Annotated in this window: 17 protein-coding genes and 1 CRISPR repeat array (1 of these 18 only partly in view); of the genes, 11 read left to right on the forward strand and 6 right to left on the reverse strand. The window is 71.8% G+C overall.

Annotated elements, in window-relative coordinates; translation table 11 throughout:
• Positions 1–85: direct repeats of the CRISPR family, unit length 28 nt (it extends 249 nt beyond the left edge of the window).
• A 120-nt stretch (positions 86–205) separates the two neighbouring features.
• The gene (locus ACF1BN_RS22020; RefSeq protein WP_392333273.1) at positions 206–472 is read left to right on the forward strand and encodes a hypothetical protein; all 267 of its coding nucleotides are present in this window, start codon (positions 206–208) and stop codon (positions 470–472) included.
• A 385-nt stretch (positions 473–857) separates the two neighbouring features.
• Here the strand turns inward: ACF1BN_RS22020 and ACF1BN_RS22025 are convergent, their stop codons facing one another.
• Positions 858–1,073: a DUF397 domain-containing protein gene (locus tag ACF1BN_RS22025; protein WP_392333274.1), complete on the reverse strand. Its 216-nt coding sequence runs from the start codon at positions 1,071–1,073 to the stop codon at positions 858–860.
• Positions 1,070–1,912, reverse strand: a complete 843-nt coding sequence (locus tag ACF1BN_RS22030; protein WP_392333275.1) for a helix-turn-helix domain-containing protein — start codon at positions 1,910–1,912, stop codon at positions 1,070–1,072. Before ACF1BN_RS22030 ends, ACF1BN_RS22025 begins: the two co-directional genes overlap by 4 nt.
• Positions 1,913–2,125: 213 nt before the next feature.
• Between ACF1BN_RS22030 and ACF1BN_RS22035 the strand changes: the two genes are divergently transcribed.
• From ACF1BN_RS22035 to ACF1BN_RS22055, 5 genes are read left to right on the forward strand one after another with little or no spacing between them, the layout of a single operon-like run.
• Positions 2,126–2,362, forward strand: a complete 237-nt coding sequence (locus ACF1BN_RS22035; protein ID WP_392333276.1) for a hypothetical protein — start codon at positions 2,126–2,128, stop codon at positions 2,360–2,362.
• Between the two features lie 5 nt (positions 2,363–2,367).
• Positions 2,368–2,829 carry a hypothetical protein gene (locus tag ACF1BN_RS22040; protein ID WP_392333277.1) on the forward strand — a complete coding sequence of 154 codons (462 nt, stop codon included), beginning with the start codon at positions 2,368–2,370 and terminating at the stop codon, positions 2,827–2,829.
• Positions 2,826–4,412, forward strand: a complete 1,587-nt coding sequence (locus ACF1BN_RS22045; RefSeq protein ID WP_392333278.1) for a hypothetical protein — start codon at positions 2,826–2,828, stop codon at positions 4,410–4,412. The genes ACF1BN_RS22040 and ACF1BN_RS22045 overlap by 4 nt, the downstream gene beginning before the upstream one ends.
• Positions 4,413–4,437: 25 nt before the next feature.
• On the forward strand, positions 4,438–5,322 hold the full coding sequence (locus ACF1BN_RS22050) for an NAD(P)-binding domain-containing protein (RefSeq protein WP_392333279.1): 885 nt from the start codon (positions 4,438–4,440) through the stop codon (positions 5,320–5,322).
• A gap of 4 nt (positions 5,323–5,326) precedes the next feature.
• Complete coding sequence (locus ACF1BN_RS22055) at positions 5,327–6,433, forward strand: hypothetical protein (protein WP_392333280.1); 1,107 nt, start codon at positions 5,327–5,329, stop codon at positions 6,431–6,433.
• 288 nt (positions 6,434–6,721) lie between these two features.
• On the opposite strand, the gene ACF1BN_RS22060 is transcribed toward ACF1BN_RS22055, so the two are convergent.
• Positions 6,722–8,695, reverse strand: coding sequence for a hypothetical protein (locus ACF1BN_RS22060; protein WP_392333281.1), 1,974 nt, complete (start codon positions 8,693–8,695; stop codon positions 6,722–6,724).
• Complete coding sequence (locus tag ACF1BN_RS22065) at positions 8,614–9,417, reverse strand: hypothetical protein (protein WP_392333282.1); 804 nt, start codon at positions 9,415–9,417, stop codon at positions 8,614–8,616. Before ACF1BN_RS22065 ends, ACF1BN_RS22060 begins: the two co-directional genes overlap by 82 nt.
• A 385-nt stretch (positions 9,418–9,802) precedes the next feature.
• Here ACF1BN_RS22065 and ACF1BN_RS22070 point away from each other — a divergent pair, with 385 nt between their 5' ends.
• The 3 genes from ACF1BN_RS22070 (at position 9,803) to ACF1BN_RS22080 (ending at position 12,805) form a co-directional block, all read left to right on the forward strand.
• Positions 9,803–11,026 carry a serine hydrolase domain-containing protein gene (locus ACF1BN_RS22070; protein ID WP_392333283.1) on the forward strand — a complete coding sequence of 408 codons (1,224 nt, stop codon included), beginning with the start codon at positions 9,803–9,805 and terminating at the stop codon, positions 11,024–11,026.
• 79 nt (positions 11,027–11,105) lie between these two features.
• A complete protein-coding gene (locus ACF1BN_RS22075; protein ID WP_392333284.1) occupies positions 11,106–11,813 on the forward strand; it encodes a TetR/AcrR family transcriptional regulator C-terminal domain-containing protein in 708 nt (235 codons plus the stop codon).
• 302 nt (positions 11,814–12,115) lie between these two features.
• Positions 12,116–12,805 carry an HNH endonuclease family protein gene (locus ACF1BN_RS22080; RefSeq protein WP_392333285.1) on the forward strand — a complete coding sequence of 230 codons (690 nt, stop codon included), beginning with the start codon at positions 12,116–12,118 and terminating at the stop codon, positions 12,803–12,805.
• Between the two features lie 212 nt (positions 12,806–13,017).
• Here ACF1BN_RS22080 and ACF1BN_RS22085 read toward each other — a convergent pair whose 3' ends face one another.
• Positions 13,018–13,824 (reverse strand): hypothetical protein, encoded by an 807-nt coding sequence (locus ACF1BN_RS22085; RefSeq protein WP_392333286.1) that lies wholly within the window; start codon positions 13,822–13,824, stop codon positions 13,018–13,020.
• 650 nt (positions 13,825–14,474) lie between these two features.
• On the opposite strand from ACF1BN_RS22085, the gene ACF1BN_RS22090 reads away from it, so the two are divergent.
• On the forward strand, positions 14,475–15,047 hold the full coding sequence (locus ACF1BN_RS22090; protein ID WP_392333287.1) for a hypothetical protein: 573 nt from the start codon (positions 14,475–14,477) through the stop codon (positions 15,045–15,047).
• A 27-nt stretch (positions 15,048–15,074) separates the two neighbouring features.
• Here ACF1BN_RS22090 and ACF1BN_RS22095 read toward each other — a convergent pair whose 3' ends face one another.
• Positions 15,075–15,278: a hypothetical protein gene (locus ACF1BN_RS22095; RefSeq protein WP_392333288.1), complete on the reverse strand. Its 204-nt coding sequence runs from the start codon at positions 15,276–15,278 to the stop codon at positions 15,075–15,077.
• A 79-nt stretch (positions 15,279–15,357) separates the two neighbouring features.
• On the opposite strand from ACF1BN_RS22095, the gene ACF1BN_RS22100 reads away from it, so the two are divergent.
• A complete protein-coding gene (locus ACF1BN_RS22100) occupies positions 15,358–15,750 on the forward strand; it encodes a hypothetical protein (RefSeq protein ID WP_392333289.1) in 393 nt (130 codons plus the stop codon).
• The last annotated feature ends 125 nt before the right edge of the window (positions 15,751–15,875 follow it).

Consider the following 15,875-nt stretch of genomic DNA (forward strand, 5'->3'; position numbering starts at 1 on the left):
CCCCGCACGCGCGGGGATGGCCCCTGGTTGAGGGCGAAGTACCAGATCCAGGAGGACTGCTCCCCGCATGCGCGGGGATGGCCCCCCAAGACCTCACCCGCGAGCGACGCGCTTGCCGAGATCCTGTTCATGGGCCGCCAGTTACGCCTCCACGTTCTGCTCGTCGCCCAATCCGCGACCGCCCGCGCGGCTCGGCGGCCCGGAGATGCGCGAGAACTTCTCCCCCCGCATCCTCGTCCGCTACACCATGAACGCCTGGAAGATGCTCGTCCCCAAAGTGGCCCCCGCCCCGAAGCCGACCCGGCACCCGGGTCGGGTCCAGGTCGTCCTCGGCGGCACCGCTCGCGAGACCCGGGTACTCAACCTCTCCGAAGCCGAAGCCGAAGCCGAAGCCGAAGCACCGACGCCGAGGATGTGGGTGAGGGTGAGCCGATCGGGCTTCGCCGGGCCCAGCAGGAACTGGGCGGGCTGAGTCTCGCAGGCCTGGGTTGGGCACGGATCAACGATCCGGAGTTCCCCGCCGTGATCGGAATGGCAGGCCAGGAACACCTATGCCGCCGTGGCGACCTGCACCGCTGGGCACGGAATCGGCCCTCGACCCGGCAGGCCTGATTCTGCGCCGGACGAGAAAGGCGCCAGGCACGGCTGAAATCAAAAGCCCCAAACCATCCTTTTCGGGCCTTCCTCCTGTGTCCACGGCCCGCCGGTGCTGAGGGGGGCGGTCCGACGGCTCCAGGATGGGCCTGTCCCGGCGCCCCCTGTGGCGGCCGGTCGTGTAAGGCCTCCCCCGCGAACGACCGCGAGGGCCCCAGGACCCAAGCGCAGGTCGTGGGGCCCTCGTGTCTGCGGCGGTGGGGTTACAGCAGGCCGGCGCCGAGTGCGGTCAGTGCCTGGGCGAACGCGGTGGTCGTCACGACGAGGGTGGGGCTGTCGTCGAGCTTGGAGTCGCGGACGCACTTCCAGTCGCGGATCGCGGCGATCTCGACGCACTCGTTGCCGCCGCCCCCGGAGTACGACGACTTCGAGAAGCGGGCCCCCGTCAGCTCTTCGGCGGAGGGCTTCAGTGTGCTCATGTCCCGTACTCCTTGCGGTATTCGCTCAAGACCTTCAGGGAAGCGGTTGTGTCCGCTGCCTGGCTGCGAAGGTAGTCCATTGCGGTGGTGTAGCGCGCGACCTGCTCGGCGGTATCCATGTACAGGCCGGTGCCCAGGAGTTCCGCGTAGGCGGAGGTGTAGCCGCCGGAGGTGATCGTGACGTAGTGCCCGGACGCTGCGGCCGCGTGCCCGCCGGAGGCGAGCGGCAGGATCTGGATCTCGATGTGCCGCAGCCGGCTCTGCGTGATGAGGTGGTCGAGCTGGGCGGCCATCACGGCGCGGTCGCCGACGACCCGCTGGAGGACGCTTTCGTCGAGGATCGCCCACAGGTGGAGCGGGGAGTTCTTGGCGAGGACCTCCTGCCGCTTTATGCGGGCGTCGACCTGCCGGGTGACGACGTCGAGCGGTTCGCGGACCTCCTGGCCGAGGTGGATGGCCATGGCGTACTCCCGGGTCTGGAGCAGGCCCGGGACGATCGACGGCGCGTAGGCGCACTCGACTTCGGCCTCCTGTTCCAGGCTGACGAGCGGGTGGAGCCACTCGGGGACGCCGCCCACCGCCCACCATCCCGCGGTCAGGCTCTCCGCCAGCGTCGTCAGTGCGGCGACTTCTTCCGGGGTGCCGCCGGCGGCACCCGCGATCGCCCGCACGTTGCGGGCCTTCGGCCGGGTCGCGGAGGTCCAGTCCTCATATCTCTGCACGGTGGACTTGCCGTAGCCGGAGGCCGCCGCGACCTCTTCGAGCGTCAGCCCCGAGCGCTCGCGCAGCTGTTGCAGGCCCTTGGCGATCTGTAGCCGCCTGGGTCCTTGAGGTGTCATGTGTGGGCCTCCCTGTGAGTGGTCGTCAGTCTCGTCAGCGGTGGGCGCCACGGCAAGCGCGATCGGGTCGAGCACGGCGTGCATATGCCACCTTCCATGGGATTCCCATTTTGGGATTCCCATTCTGGGAAACCCAGTGTCAGACTGCCAAGACCGCTACACACGGGCATGTGGCAATCACCGTGCGCGTTCGGCGGCTTGCCCGGAATGCCCATGAACGGAGCACCCACCATGCGGGCCCACTCCCAGCAGGACATCCGCGCCGCTGACGTGGACCTGCGCGTGATATCGCACGCCGAACGCGACCGGCTCCACGGCCGCGCATGCGCCCGGTGCGGCGCCCCCAGCCCCCACCGCCCCGCCGGCTACGCCTTCGCTGTCGGCCGCGACGGCGGACGGCTCGGCTGGCCCGTGCGGGTCTGCTCCAACTGCCCGACCTCAGGGGGTTGAACGCCATGCCCAAGGACCCGTCCGACGCCGGGGCCGTCTGGCTCGCCGAGTCCGCACGCGGAACGTCGTCGTGGGCCGTGTGGACCGAATGGTCCCGCCGGACCTACGCCGTACTGCCCACCGGAGTGAGCTGGGACGTCATCGCCGTCCCGCGAGCACGGTTCATCGCCGCCGCCCGCCGGCGGCCCGAGCTGTTGACTGACGTACCGGTCCTTGAAGACCTCGCCACCGGCTTCGCCTATGTGTGGGTCCCGCCCGGCACCCACACCGACTGGGACCTCCCCGGCACCACAGCCCTCGGGCACCCGTGGTTCGTCGCCGTCCCCCGCCCCGGCGGCCCCCAGGTCCCCGAACGCCGCTGGGCCCAGCCCCCCGGCCTCTTCCCCCGCCTCATGGACCCCGCCGACCTGCGCACCGCCCTCGACACCACATCCACCCCTCGCGACGGACGAGAGGACCACCGATGACTCACTCCCACCCGCGCCCCGCTCCACGGGCGATGACCCCGATCCCGTTCCACCACGCCCAACCGACCGCCGTGGTCCACTGCGAGGTCTGGGCCGGAGCCCCCGCCACGCCCTACACGTGGCTGCTGCTCCGCCGTGAGGCTGCAGGACCCGAAGCTGGCGTGCAGCATCTGCGGGCCGTCGGGCTCTGGCTCGCCGACCGCCTCGACACCGAAGAGCGCTCCCTCCTGGCGGAGCCGGCGGACGCCGTGAGGGACTGGACCGACAACGACGCCGCGCTCCAGGACCTCCGCGACCAGATCGCCCGCGGCAAGTACATCGCCGAGGCGCTCACGGTCCACGGCCACGACAACACCCTCTACACCCTGACCGCCATGCCCACGGCCGGATGCCCCTGCCGCCCCGTCGGAGCCCCAGCTCCTCGACCGGCGCGGCACCCTGCTCGTGCCCACCACACGCGCCCTTACCGGGGGAGCGGCATGACGCCCCCGGCCGTCGCCGACGTCCTGACGATGGCAGAAGGCCAGGTGCTCGCGGCGAGCCGGATCATCTGGCCGTACGCACCCGTCGTGCCTGGCCCGGTGGTCCCGTCCGTCACCAGCTACGTGCAGCAGCTCCACGTCGACGGACGCCCGCTCTACGCCAAGCTCTCCATCTGCGGCACCTCCCTGGTCTCCGTGACCTGCGGGGCGTGCGGCGACCTCGCGACCCTCAAGGCCCGCCAGGCCGCCTACCTCACCGCCCCCGGATCGCTCCCCGCGTGCGAGGCCGAGCAGCTGCGGACCCTGTCCGGCCCCGCCGGGCTCACCGCAGCCCCGCTCGCCGGATACGCCCGCGGCGTGCTGTTCACCGCCCCGGTGACCGGCCCGACACTCGCCGACCTCATCGCATCCGAACCCGGGCGGACCCGCGAACTGCTCGGCACGGTGGTCCGCGACCTTGCCGACGGCCTTGCCCGTGACGGCGTCGGCGAGGTCGTCGAGCGCGCGTCGATCCGCGAGCGCGGCATCGCGGGCACCTTCACCTGCAAGTTCAACGGGCTGTCCGGTACGGCCTACCTGCGCCGCACCGGCCACGGCGAGACGCTCTGCGCCGTCGCCGACCGGCTGCGGCGCGCGCGCCGGATCCCGCCGGCGCCGACGGCCACGGTCATCTTTGGGGACCTCAAGCCGGAGCACGTCGTGTTCTTCGACGACCGCCCCGTCTACCTCGACCCCGGCCTGATGCGCGGTCACACGGTCGCAGACACCGCCAAGCTCGTCTCCCGGCTCGTCCTCGCGCTGGTCGCGTCCCGACCCGCGCAGGCGGGCGTGGTGCTCGACGGCGCCGACTCCTTCGTCCGCTCCTCCGCCCGCCTGGCCGCCGGTGAGCGGGCCGCGTGGCTGCGTGAGCTCGTCCTCCTGGTCCTCATGGACACCCTCAACATCCTGTCCACCTACGTCACCACCCCACCCGGCCTGCCGCTGTCCGCGCACGTGGCCGCGGTCCAGGTTCGCGCCCGCCACGTCGCGGACCTCCTCGACCACGCCGCGGCCCCGCTCGCATCCACCGCTGACGGGACAACCCTGTGCGCCTGTACCTGACCCGCGTACGAGAGGCGGTAGCAGCATGAGGATCGGGCTGATCGGAGCCGGAGCGGTCGGGCAGAGCGTCGGCGCGCTCCTCGTCGCCTCCGGATGGTGCCGAGAACTCCTCGTCGCCTCCGGCACACCGGCCAGTGCCCGTGGGCTCGTCACCGATCTGGAGGACCAGACTCAGGTCACCGGAGCCCCCGTCCGGGTGGCTGTCGCCGTGCCGGAGGCCATGGGTGCCTGCGACGCCGTCGTGCTCTCCCCGCGCGCGCAGTTCGCCAACGCGCGCACCACCGACGTCCGGATGGCCGGGCTCTTCGCCAACGGGCCCCTCATCGTCAGCCTCGCCCGGCAGCTCACCGACTACGCCGGCGTCGCCGTCATGGTGACCAACCCGGTCGACGTCCTGGCCAGGGTGTTCGCGGAGCGGAGCGGCTGCCGGCGGGTCGTGGGCATCGGCGCCGCCACCGACACCGCCCGCTACCGTCTCACCCTCGCCCGCCACCTCGGCGTCCCGGTCGACGCGGTACAAGGACACGTGATCGGCGAGCACGGCGACGCCGCCGTCATCTGCGCCTCCACCACCACCGTCCACGGCCGCCCCGCCACCGTGCCGCTCCAGCGGGTCCGCGACGAACTCGCCGCCCGGCCCCGCCGGATCAGCCAGGGCATCGGCCGCACCCGCCTCGGGCCCGCCGGCGCCGTCATGCACGCCCTCACCCGCACCCTCGGCATCACCAGCGGTGTGACCGAGGTGTCCGTACGCCAGGAGGCGGGCGTCTGGCTCGGCATGCCCGTCCGCTACACCGGCGGCGCCGCGACGCCGTGCCCGCCCCCGCTCGACGACTCCGAGGCCGCCCAGCTCGACGCGGCCACGCACAAGCTCCACCACGCATACACCCGACTCAACCAGGAGATCTGACCGCATGAGCGCAGTACGCATCACCACCACCGACGGCCAGGCCGTCACCGTCACCAGCACGACCAGCACCGTCCCCGACTGGGCCACCCGCTACCTCGGCGGATGGTGGACCGCCGAGCCGACCACCGACCTCGACGGCCCCACCGTCTCCGCCGACACCGACGACACCGAACTCCTCGCCCTGGCCGGCGTCGTCGACAACGGCGACCCCGAGACGATCGAGTACGCCGGCAGCACCCTCCTCGCCGTCCGCGACGGCGACATGGTCACCGCCGTCCAGGAAGACCGCGCCCTGGCCTACCGCTGGGACGCCGAGTGGAGGGTGCTGCGGATCGTCGGCACCGACGAGACCACCCTCGCCGCAGCCGCGGCGCGCCTGGCCCGCGAGCTCGTGCGCGCCCAGCTCCTCGCCGACGGCTGGGCCATCCTCCACGCCTCCGCCGTGACCGACTCCGAGGGCTCCACCATCCTCACGCTCGGCGACAAGGGCGCCGGGAAGACCACCACCGCCATCACCCTGGCCCGCGCGGGATGGAGGCTCCTCGCCAACGACCGCGTCTTCGCCCGCGTCGACGACGCCGGCGTCGTGCGGGTCCTGCCCTGGCCGTCGGCCGCCGCCTTCGGCCTCGGACTCCTCGACGCCCTCGACCTGTACGACACCGTCCGCACCCGCCTCACCTCCGGCGAGACGATGCACCCCACCCAGCACCGGACCGTCACCGACGCCCTCCTCCAAGGCCGCCGCACCCCGCTGTGGAAGGCCTCCGGCAAGGAGCTCAAGCCCCAGTTCTGGCCCGACCAGCTCACGACCTGGCTCTCCATGCCGCTGGCCACCCAGGGCCACGCCACCGGCATCCTCTTCCCCCAGATCAGCCCCGGCGCCCCGCCCCGCCTCACGGACGGCACCCGCGGAGTGCAGGACACCGACTTCTTCACCGCCGAGACCGAGGACCGCTACCCCGACATCTTCGGCCTGCTGCCCCCGGCCGCAGACTGCCGCCGGCTCCGGGAGCACCTCGGCGCCCTGCCCCACCAGGGGCTCGTGATGGGCCACGACGCTGCCGAGAACGCCATCACCCTCAAGGGCGCCACGGCCCGCCTGGGAGCCTGACACCGGACCCGACCCGGCCCGGACTTCGGGTGCGTGCCGCAGATGCCCCTCCTCGCCCAGCCGCGTGAGGAGGGGCATCACGCGTTCCGTCCCCCGGAGTCGTCACGAGCTCGTGCACGGTCGGCGGTGAGACGTCGAGGGCTTCGGTGCCACCGGTGTTCACGGGGGTGAGGTGGTGGTCGGTGCGGGGGTCTGGCGTGCGGCGTCCGTCGGGGGTGGGCGGGGAGGTGCTGCCCGCACGCGAGGAACTCGCTTCCGGAGCCGGCGGGGTGGAGTGATGGCAGCAGCTCAGTCTGTGTCGTTCCACGTCCATGATGGGGCGGCGCTGCCGTCAGGCTCACGTCCGAATCGGAACTTTTCCCTGTTTCCTGCCAGAGCGATGAACCGGTCGAAGTGTCCTGCGGCAGGGAGCCGCTCGGCCAGGGTGGTGGCCTGTTTGTCCGCCCCGATCTTCCGCAGCTCCTCCAGCAGCGCGGCGAAGGAGAAGAAGCCGTCGGGGGTGACGTGCGCGGCGGGGTTGCGGGCCATCAGCACGCCGATCTGCTCGTCCGCCCCGGCCTCCCGTAGCTCCGTCAACAGTAGGGCGACGGCGTCCGGGTTGTTGAGGGAGGCGGTGTGTGTGACGACTCGTTCGGCCAGGGTCGTGACCTGCTCGGAAGCCCCGGCCTCCCACAGGGTCTCAAGCAGCAGGATGACGCCTCGCGCGTTGTTGAGGTGCGCGTGTGCGGCGGGGTCGCGGGCCAGGAGCACGCTGATCTGCTCGTCCGCCCCGGCCTTTCGCAGCTCTTCCAGCAGCCGGGCGACGGCTGCCGGGTTGTCGAGGGTGGTATGTGCGGCGGCCCGCTCAATCAGGGTCGCGGCCTGCCCGTCCGCCCCAGCCTCCCACAGCACCTCCAGCAGCCGGGCGACGATACCCGGGTTGTCGAGGGCGGCGTGTGCGGCGACCCGCTCAATCAGGGTCGCGGCCTGCTCGTCCGCCCCAGCCTCCCGCAGTACCTCCAGCAGATCGGCGACGGTGCCCGGGTTGTCGAGGGCGGCGTGTGCGGCGGCCCGCTCTATCAGGGTCGCGGCCTGCTCGTCCGCCCTGCCCTCCCACAGCACCTCCAGCAGCACGATGGCGGCCCGGTGGTCGAGGGGTATGTGTGCGGCGGCTCGTTCGGCCAGGACCGCGGCCTGCTCGTCCGCCCCGGCCTCCCACAGCGCCTCCAGCAGATCGGCGACGCCAGCCGGGTCGTCGGAGGCGACGTGCGCGACCGCCCACCGGGCAGCGTGGTGGTCGGTGAGATGCAGGTCGTGGAGACGGCTGACAAGGATGACCGCGGCGTGGCGGACTCCATGGGCGGTGGCCTGCCTGTGGAGTCGGGTGGCGTCGAGGTACAGGCCGCGTGCCCAGGCTGCGTCGCCGAGTTCGGTCATGTCGGTGGGGTGGGCGTGGTGGGCGGCAGCGGTCCAGAAGGCGATGGGCGGGATGGTTTCGGTGCGGTGGCGGCGGCCGTGCTGGTCGAGGTAGTCGGCGAGCAGGTAGTGCGGCCCCTGCAGGCCGGGGGCGGGCAGGTGAGCAGGGGCGCCGCTCGCGGCCGGGCGACGGCGGGTGCGCTGGTTGGGGGGACGGTGGGTGTTGACGGGGGTGAGGATGCCGGGGATGCCGTTGCGGCGTGTGGTGACGTAGGCGAGGGCCTCGTTCAGCCAGTCGGCGTCAAGAGCGCGGTACTCGGTTTCGGTGAGGTAGCCGGGAGCGGCGTCGGCGAGCCAGTCCAGCGGGATCTGGGGGCCGGCGCCGAGGCGGCGGGCGTCCATCGCGGCATGGATGAGGGCCCGGGTGGCGCCCCGGGCCGCGCTGTAGCGGCCCATCAGGACAGGAGCCCCGGCCAGGTACTGGGTGACCTGCGCATCGTCTGCCCGCCGGGCGGCCTCCGCGACCCGGGGGTCGGCACCCTCGCCGGCATCGAGTGCGGCAAGGTCGGCCGGGGTGAAGGCGTCCGGCACGTCGATCTTGTGCTCGCCGAGCAGTTCGCGGGCGCCGGCGTGCCGGTCGGAGGTGGTCAGGGTGTCCCAGTGGCCGGGCCACAGGGTGCCCAGGACAAGCACCGGGGCCCGTGACGGATCGTGCAGCAGCTCCCGCAGGCGCGCCGCGACCCGCTCACCCAGTGGATCCGGGCCCAGGTAGAGCTGCGTCTCGTTCAGCCAGACCACCGTCCTGGGGGCGACGTCCGCCAGTGCGGCCAGGACCGCGTCGGGGCGGTGGGACTCAGCGGATGCCACAGCCGCCAGCCGTCCGGCAACCCGCCGACCGCCTCCCACAACGCGCGGGTCTTGCCCGTCGACGACCCGCCGACCACAACCGCGAACGAGCTGCGCCCGGCCTTGGCCGCATCGACCACCGCCTCCAGGCGGGTGTCGTGATCCCGCCGGACATAGGCGGTCAGGGTCCCGAACCGGCCGCGGGCGCCGTCGGTGTCCAGCGCCGGGTGGACCCCCAGGCATCCGTCCAGGACGAGCCGGACATCGCCGCGGAAGTCGCCGACCGGGCGCCCCGCGCCCTGCGCCATCCGGGCCCGCACCCACAGCTCACGCACCCGCCCCATCAGGTCCGGTACGTCCCACCTGGCCTTGCGGGCCAGCACACCGGCCACGGCCACCACATCGGCCTGCTGTCCGGACCGTTCGCCGTCGGTGATGACGCGGTGGACCGTGTCCCGCTCCGGCGACCCGTCCAGGTCGTCGTCGGCGGCCACGCCTTCGGCGATCTCATCCAGGCTGGGAGCGCCGGCCGCCAGGTACACCTCGTACAGCAGCTCCTTGAGCTCGCGCAGCGCAGGCGGCCATCCCACCCGTGCCCGCCTCAGCGGCCGCGGCCGCTTCGGACTCCGCCCCTTCGCACCGGCCTCGTCGCCCGCGGCATCGCCACTCATCGCATCATCGTCTCCGATCCCGCCCTGCGCCGTGGCCTGAACAGCGGCAATGAGCAGGCCCGTTGACGGCACGTCGCAACCCGGAGTCGATCACCGCGCGGGGCTCAGCGTGGACAGCAAGCCGGCCGGCTGCCCATCCGCCCACCCCACTTCCTGTGGAGGACTCCATGTCCCGCACACGTCTGACCCGCCGCGGACGCCTCACCCTGGCCGCAGCAGCCCTCGGCGGCGCCGTCTCCGGCACCTTCCGCGCCGTCATCACCTGGCTCATGGAACACCTCACCTGATCCCACACCCCGGCCACAGGACGTCAGGCCAGGGCGAGGGTGCCCACGACCCTTGCCGCATCACTGCGGCAAGGGTGTGGACCTGGGGCAATGGCGTGCCGGCGAGCCCTTGATTGGCCCACATCTCTGTGTGACCATTGGTGTCACCATTGGTCTAATATTGTGAGCGGATGATGAGCAGAGCGGTGCAGAGGGTGGCTGCTGCGACGGCCGTGGCCGGAGCGGGCGCGGGGCTGGCGTGGGTATGGCGGCATCAGGGCGAGTTGGCGATGCGCAGGCCGTTGAACGAGTGGACCTTCACGCACATGGACCGACTGATGCCCACCGAGACGGTCACACGGTCCGGTCCAGTTCGTCCGTTGCCCTACCGGCCCGCCGTGCTGGACGTGGCCTATGAGTGGCGTGGCCGTCGAAGGACTCTGGAGGACCTGCATGCCTCCACGCTCACGACCGCGTTCGTGGTCCTGCATCGGGGGGCCATCGTGCATGAGAGCTTCCCTGGCCGGTTCGCCTCTCCGGCTACCCGGTTCCAGCTGTTCTCTCTGACGAAGTCGGTGACGTCGATGCTGATCGGCATCGCTCTCGCAGAGGGCTCGATCGCCAGTCTCGACGACCCGGTCGTACGCTACCGGCCGGACCTCGCAGGCAGCGCCTATGACGGCCCGACCGTCGAGCACCTTCTGCAGATGAGCAGCGGCGTCGGTGACCTGGAGGACTGGACTCTTCCGGACGCGTTGATCAACCGTTTCGAGCAGGCGGTCACCTCCGGCAGGCCGGTGCTGGAGGTGATCCGTTCCGCTCCGCGGGTGTGTGAACCTGGCGTCCGGTTCAACTACTCCACTCTCGACAGCCACGTGCTCGGCTGGGTCCTGGAAGCAGCGACCGGGATGTCGCTGGCCCGCTACGCGGCCGAACGTTTGTGGTCGCGGATCGGTGCCGAGCACGATGCCTTCTACTTCCTGACCCGAGGGCGCCCGCGGACCGCGCTGGGCGGGGGTTCCCTCAATGCCGCCGCCAGGGATCTGGCCCGTCTCGGCCTGCTGATGGCCCGCAGCGGGCAGATGGACGGGATACAGGTGCTCGACTCCGGCTGGGTGGAACGCAGCCGTTCCGGCGCAGCCACCTACCTGGATGTGGGCCGGCTCGGTCCCAGCGGCGCGCCTCACTACGGCTATGCCAACCAGTGGTGGACGCTGGGCGGTGAGCGCAGGGCCTTCACCGGCCTTGGTGTTCACGGCCAGTATCTGTGGGTCGACCCCGAGGCCGACGTGGTGATCGCCAAGACCAGCGCCTGGCCCACCCCCGACGACACCGAACGCGACGGCGAGACGGTTGCCGCCCTCACCGCCCTCACCGACCGGCTCGCGGCTCTCACCGACCGGCCGACAGGATGAACCGTCCCGGCGCACGCGCACCGGGAACTCTCCCCTCCACCCCAGGGAGCGCAGTCGGCAGGCGCATAGGATGACCGTCATGACCGGACAGGAGACCAGCGCCGAAAGGCCCACGAGGAACCGCCGCGGCAGGCCCTCGTCAACCGGTCTGAACCAGCAGGTCATCCTCGATGCTGCGCTGGCCATCGTCGAACAGGACGGACCCCACTCGCTCACCTTGCGCCGGCTGGGGACAGATCTCGGTGTCAACCACACCGCCGTGCTGCGTCATTTCTCCGACAAGGACGAGATCCTGCGTGGCCTGGCCGAACAACTCGTCAACCGCGCCCTGGAAGGCTTCGAGCCCGCCGCGAACTGGCGCGCCACCCTTACCGCGATGGCCCGCCGGATCCGCGCCGCCTGTGTCGCCCACCCCGGCGTGGCCGTCCTGGTCGCCACCCGGGTCTCTCGCCGCGAGGGAGAGTTCCGCGGAGCCGAGGCCGTAGTCGCCGCCCTGCGCGAGGCCGGCTTCGAGGACAGGGACGCGGCACGTTATTACCGGGCACTCGCCGACACCGCGCTGGCCGCCGGTGCGTACGAGGCCGCGTTCGCCAACCTCGACCCGGCAAGCCTCAAGGGTGACCGGGAGGCATGGCGCCGTGAGTACCTGCTCGCCTCCCCGGCGGCCTATCCCAACCTCGCGGCTGTCGCACCGTTCCTCGCCGATATCGATGAGGAAGAGATCTTCGAGACCACCCTCGGCCTGATCCTCGACGCTGTCGAACTGCGCAGCCGTCGAAACGGCTGACGTCAGGCCGACAGGGTCGTGGTGGTGGAGGGCATACCTGTCTCTGCGGCGCGGGCTGTTCCCAGGTAGCCCAAGGCTCGTACCGGCACCGGAACATCGGCACAGGACTTACCTCGGATCCGCGGGATCCTGACCGGACGCCGATGGGCGGGGACGGGGCACCGTCAGAAGCGGCGCGGGGTCAATCCGCGTCAACGGGCTGGAGTGCCTGATCGTTTCCCCGGTGAATTTACACCCCGGATGACGGACAACCTCGCGCGGACCGGCATGTCGCGGCAGCCGGTTCGGCAGGCTCTTCACTCATGATCAAGAACATGCTCCGCGGGTCCACCGCGATCCTGCTCGCCCTCGCCCCCCTCACCCTTCCCGCCACGGCCGGCGCCACAGCCCCCGGGCTCCCGGCCGCGCGCGCCGCCGCGGTGCTGCCGCTCGCGGACGCCGTCGAGCAGCTCCCGCTCGCGGACGAGTCCCGCACCGGCTACGACCGGGACGCCTTCAAGCACTGGAACGCCGGTGCCGCCCCGGCCGACGGCTGCAACACCCGCGCCGAAGTCCTCCTCGACGAGGCGGTCGAGGCCCCGGCTGTCGCGGCCGGCTGCAAGCTCTCTGGAGGCCGCTGGATCTCCTACTACGACGCGGCCGAGGTCACCGACCCGGGCAAGCTCGACATCGACCACATGGTGCCCCTGGCCGAGGCGTGGGACTCCGGCGCGAGCGGCTGGACCGCGCAGCGCCGCGAGGCCTACGCCAACGACCAGGACGCCGCGACGAGTCTGGTCGCGGTGACCGCGCGCACCAACCGGTCGAAGGCGGACAAGGACCCGGCCGAGTGGATGCCGCCGCTCCCGGACGCCCACTGCCGGTACGTGGGGGAGTGGACCGCCACGAAGCTGCGCTGGGGTCTTGCCGCCGACCAGGCGGAGGCCGACGCGCTGAAGGTCTACGCGGAGGCGTGTGAGACCACCGTGGTGCACTACACGCCCGCACCGTAGCGGCCACCCGCCGTGCGCCGGCCCCCGCTCGGGGAGATTCGGGGGACCGGCGACGGTCGAGCGGGGCGGCGGTCCTGTACGCCGTCCCCGCCGCGACCGTACGAGCCCAAGGAGCCCGCCGCAGTTCCTGATGGGCCGCCAGGCGCCGGGTTCACCCCGGTGGCCCGGTCCGGGGCACCGTACGAGCGCCATGTGGCAGCCGGACGCTGGGGTCACTTCCCCTGCTGGGCGCGCTGCCGAGGGAGTCGTTCCAGCGTAGGAGGGTTCTCGAAGGTCTCGGTCGATACCGGCCCGAGGATCACGTACGGCACGGTGACCCCTACACCGCACTCGGTCCCCGCATCGATCAGTCCCTCCCGCACCGACCCGAGCGGAGCAAGGCGCTTGGCGACTTCTTGTACGGTCCCCGAGTCGGAAAACTTGCCCAACCGGCGCATTGCGTCGTCGTAGCGGACCTTGTCCTCGATCTTCTGCATGATCTGGTGGGGGAGGCGGTTGCTGACGATTCGCAGGCTCGGCAGCAGCATGACGGAGAAGACCTCGCCCATGATTGCGTGCTCCCAGGTCAGGGACTTTTTGACGTCCTGGAGCACCTTCCGGTAGATGATGTTGAGCTGATGCGGCTGTCGGGCTTTGTGCATGTATTCAGCCTTGAACTCCACGACCCCGTCCGGGAGAGGAACGCGGTCGGGGTCCCGGCGAATCGGCTTTGAGACCACCGCCAGATCCACCGCCCGCCGGGCGGGCTTTCCGTTCTCACCTCTCGTGTCCAGACCGGTCCACTCCCTGCCGACATCCAGCCGCTTCCCGCTGAGTCGCCGATGCATCTCGTAGGCCACCCTGTCGCGGACGTGGTTCTCGATCAGCGAGGTCATCGCCAGGTACGCCAGCTCCCCCTCCCGGAATGACTGCCCCGCACTCTGAAGGCAGGAGTCGATGAAGTCCCCAGTGAGGTGCCACTGCTCCGGGTCTCGGAAGTTCGGGGGCTTGTGGCCGGCCGAGGCAGTCATTTCGGTCATGGCATGAATTTACGGTGCCGGTCTGACAGTCCCGCCGGGCCGCCGATGCTGATGAACGTGGGCTGGAGAGGCCATGGGCTACCCGAGGAGCGGCTCGCGGCAGGCACCCAGAGCTCCTGGCCGCGTTGGCCCGGCAGAGGCTCGCCCTTGCCCCCGTGTGTTCGTTCACGCGACCCTCCCACGCCCCGACACAGTGGGCGAGGTCCGTGCTCGGGGACGAGGCCAAGAAGCCGTACGCGCTGTGCTGGGGTCTTGCCGCCGACCAGGCGGAGGCCGACGCGGAGGCCTGCGAGACCACCGTGGTGCACTACACGCCCGCACCGCAGCGACCCGGTCGCGACACCCGCCGTGCGCCGGCCCCCGTTCGGGGGGATTCAGGGGGCCGGCGACGGTCGGGCGGGGGCGGCGGTCCTGTACGCCGTCCTCGCCGCGACCGTACGAGCCCCAGCGGCCATGCGCAGGTCCTGATGGGCCGCCAGGCTCCGGGTTCACCCCGGTGGCCCGGTCCGGGGCACCGTACGAGGTGTGTCACTCGCCCGTGGAATATGCGCGGATTCGGCTGCGGCGAGCGTCCGGCTTCCGCCACGGTGAGGGGCGGAGCCCTCGCCGACCGGCGGGGGCCCGGACCGAGTTCGTGAAAGGGGAGGACCATGTGGGAGCCGGACGGTGCGGAGGGGCATGTCGGCAGGGTGGGGGTGCTGCTGGAGGACGGAACAGTGCCCGGCCCGGTGTACATCGACATCGGCAGCGGGAGCGGCGGTGCGACCGTGACCGACTGGTTCTGCTACGACGGCAGCTTCGGCCGGCCGCGCGCGGACCGGATGCGCGCGGTCTGCGCCTGCGGCTGGGCGAGCGGCACGGCGTACCCGATCGACTGGGACCTCGTGCCCGACCTCCAGCCGCATCTCTTCGACACCTCCGCCCCCGAAGACGACTGGGCGGCCCACACCCGCGAGGTCGCCGCCGCGGCGGTGCAGCTGCCCGAGGACATCGCCCGCCTCATCTCCCAGGTCCGTGAACGGCTGGACCGGCTCGAAGACCGCGACCCGCTGACCGCGCTGCGGATCGTCACCGCCCTGGACGCCGTCATCGAGATCGACGGCACCGCCATCGCCCGCACCGCGGCCTACAAGCACACCGACCGCGAGATCGCCGCCGCGCTCGGCAGCACCGAGAAAGCCCTCACGGCCCGGCTGCGGCGGTACGGCGTCGAGCGGTTCTGACGGTGGGTGTCCACGAGGGCCCCTGCGTCATGCCAGGGCCTGGCCGAGGTGGTCGCGGGGGCGACCGGTGAGCCGCCGGTGGAGGTCTTCGGCCAGGGAGCGGATGAGCCCCTGCCGGTACCCGGCGGGGAGTTGGTCGAGAACGTCTGCTGCGATCTTGGCGGCCCCGACCGGGTCGCGATCAGCGTTGAGACAGGCAGCGGTGTCCAGGGCGAGCAGGGCCCGGGTCATGACGGACGGGGAGGTCGTCAGCGCGAGCGCCGCGTCCTGTGCTCGGCACGCGGCTCGGGTGTCGCCGAGCAGCAGGTGCTTGAGCGCTCACCGCGGTCGGCGCGGTGCAGGAGGCGGGTCGTCGTCCGGACAGCTGCGGGAAGCAACGGAGGCCCTGCTCCAGCTGCGCGACGCCGCCTCCGTCAGCGGCACCCGGGGAGGCTTCAGGTACGTCGCCAATCCGCAGCCCGCCGCCGACGACAGCCGGACGCCAGCGCCGCATAAGGTGGACGTCGAGGCGATGCGCAAGATGGGCGCCGCCCTCGCCAAGCCCATGCCCGGCCGTCCCTCCAAGGTCTCGGCGGCCGCCGCCCGCAGCCGCTCGACCACCAAGAAGTCGGTGAAGAAGCCCGGTGCCAACAGCACGGAGCAGGCAGCGCACCTGAGGCGTGAGGGGCCCGGGCAGTCTCCGTCCCCCAAGCCGCAGCGCTGACCCGTTCGGGGGGGGCCCCCCCCGGGGGGGGGCCCCCCCCCCCGGGGGGGGGGGGGGGGGGGATAAACCCCCGGGGGGGCGGGGGCGCCGCCGCCCCGGGGGGGGCGGGGGGGGGAGCCGGGCCG

It is taken from the genome of Streptomyces sp. NPDC014861, from assembly GCF_043081625.1.
Lineage (GTDB): Bacteria > Actinomycetota > Actinomycetes > Streptomycetales > Streptomycetaceae > Streptomyces.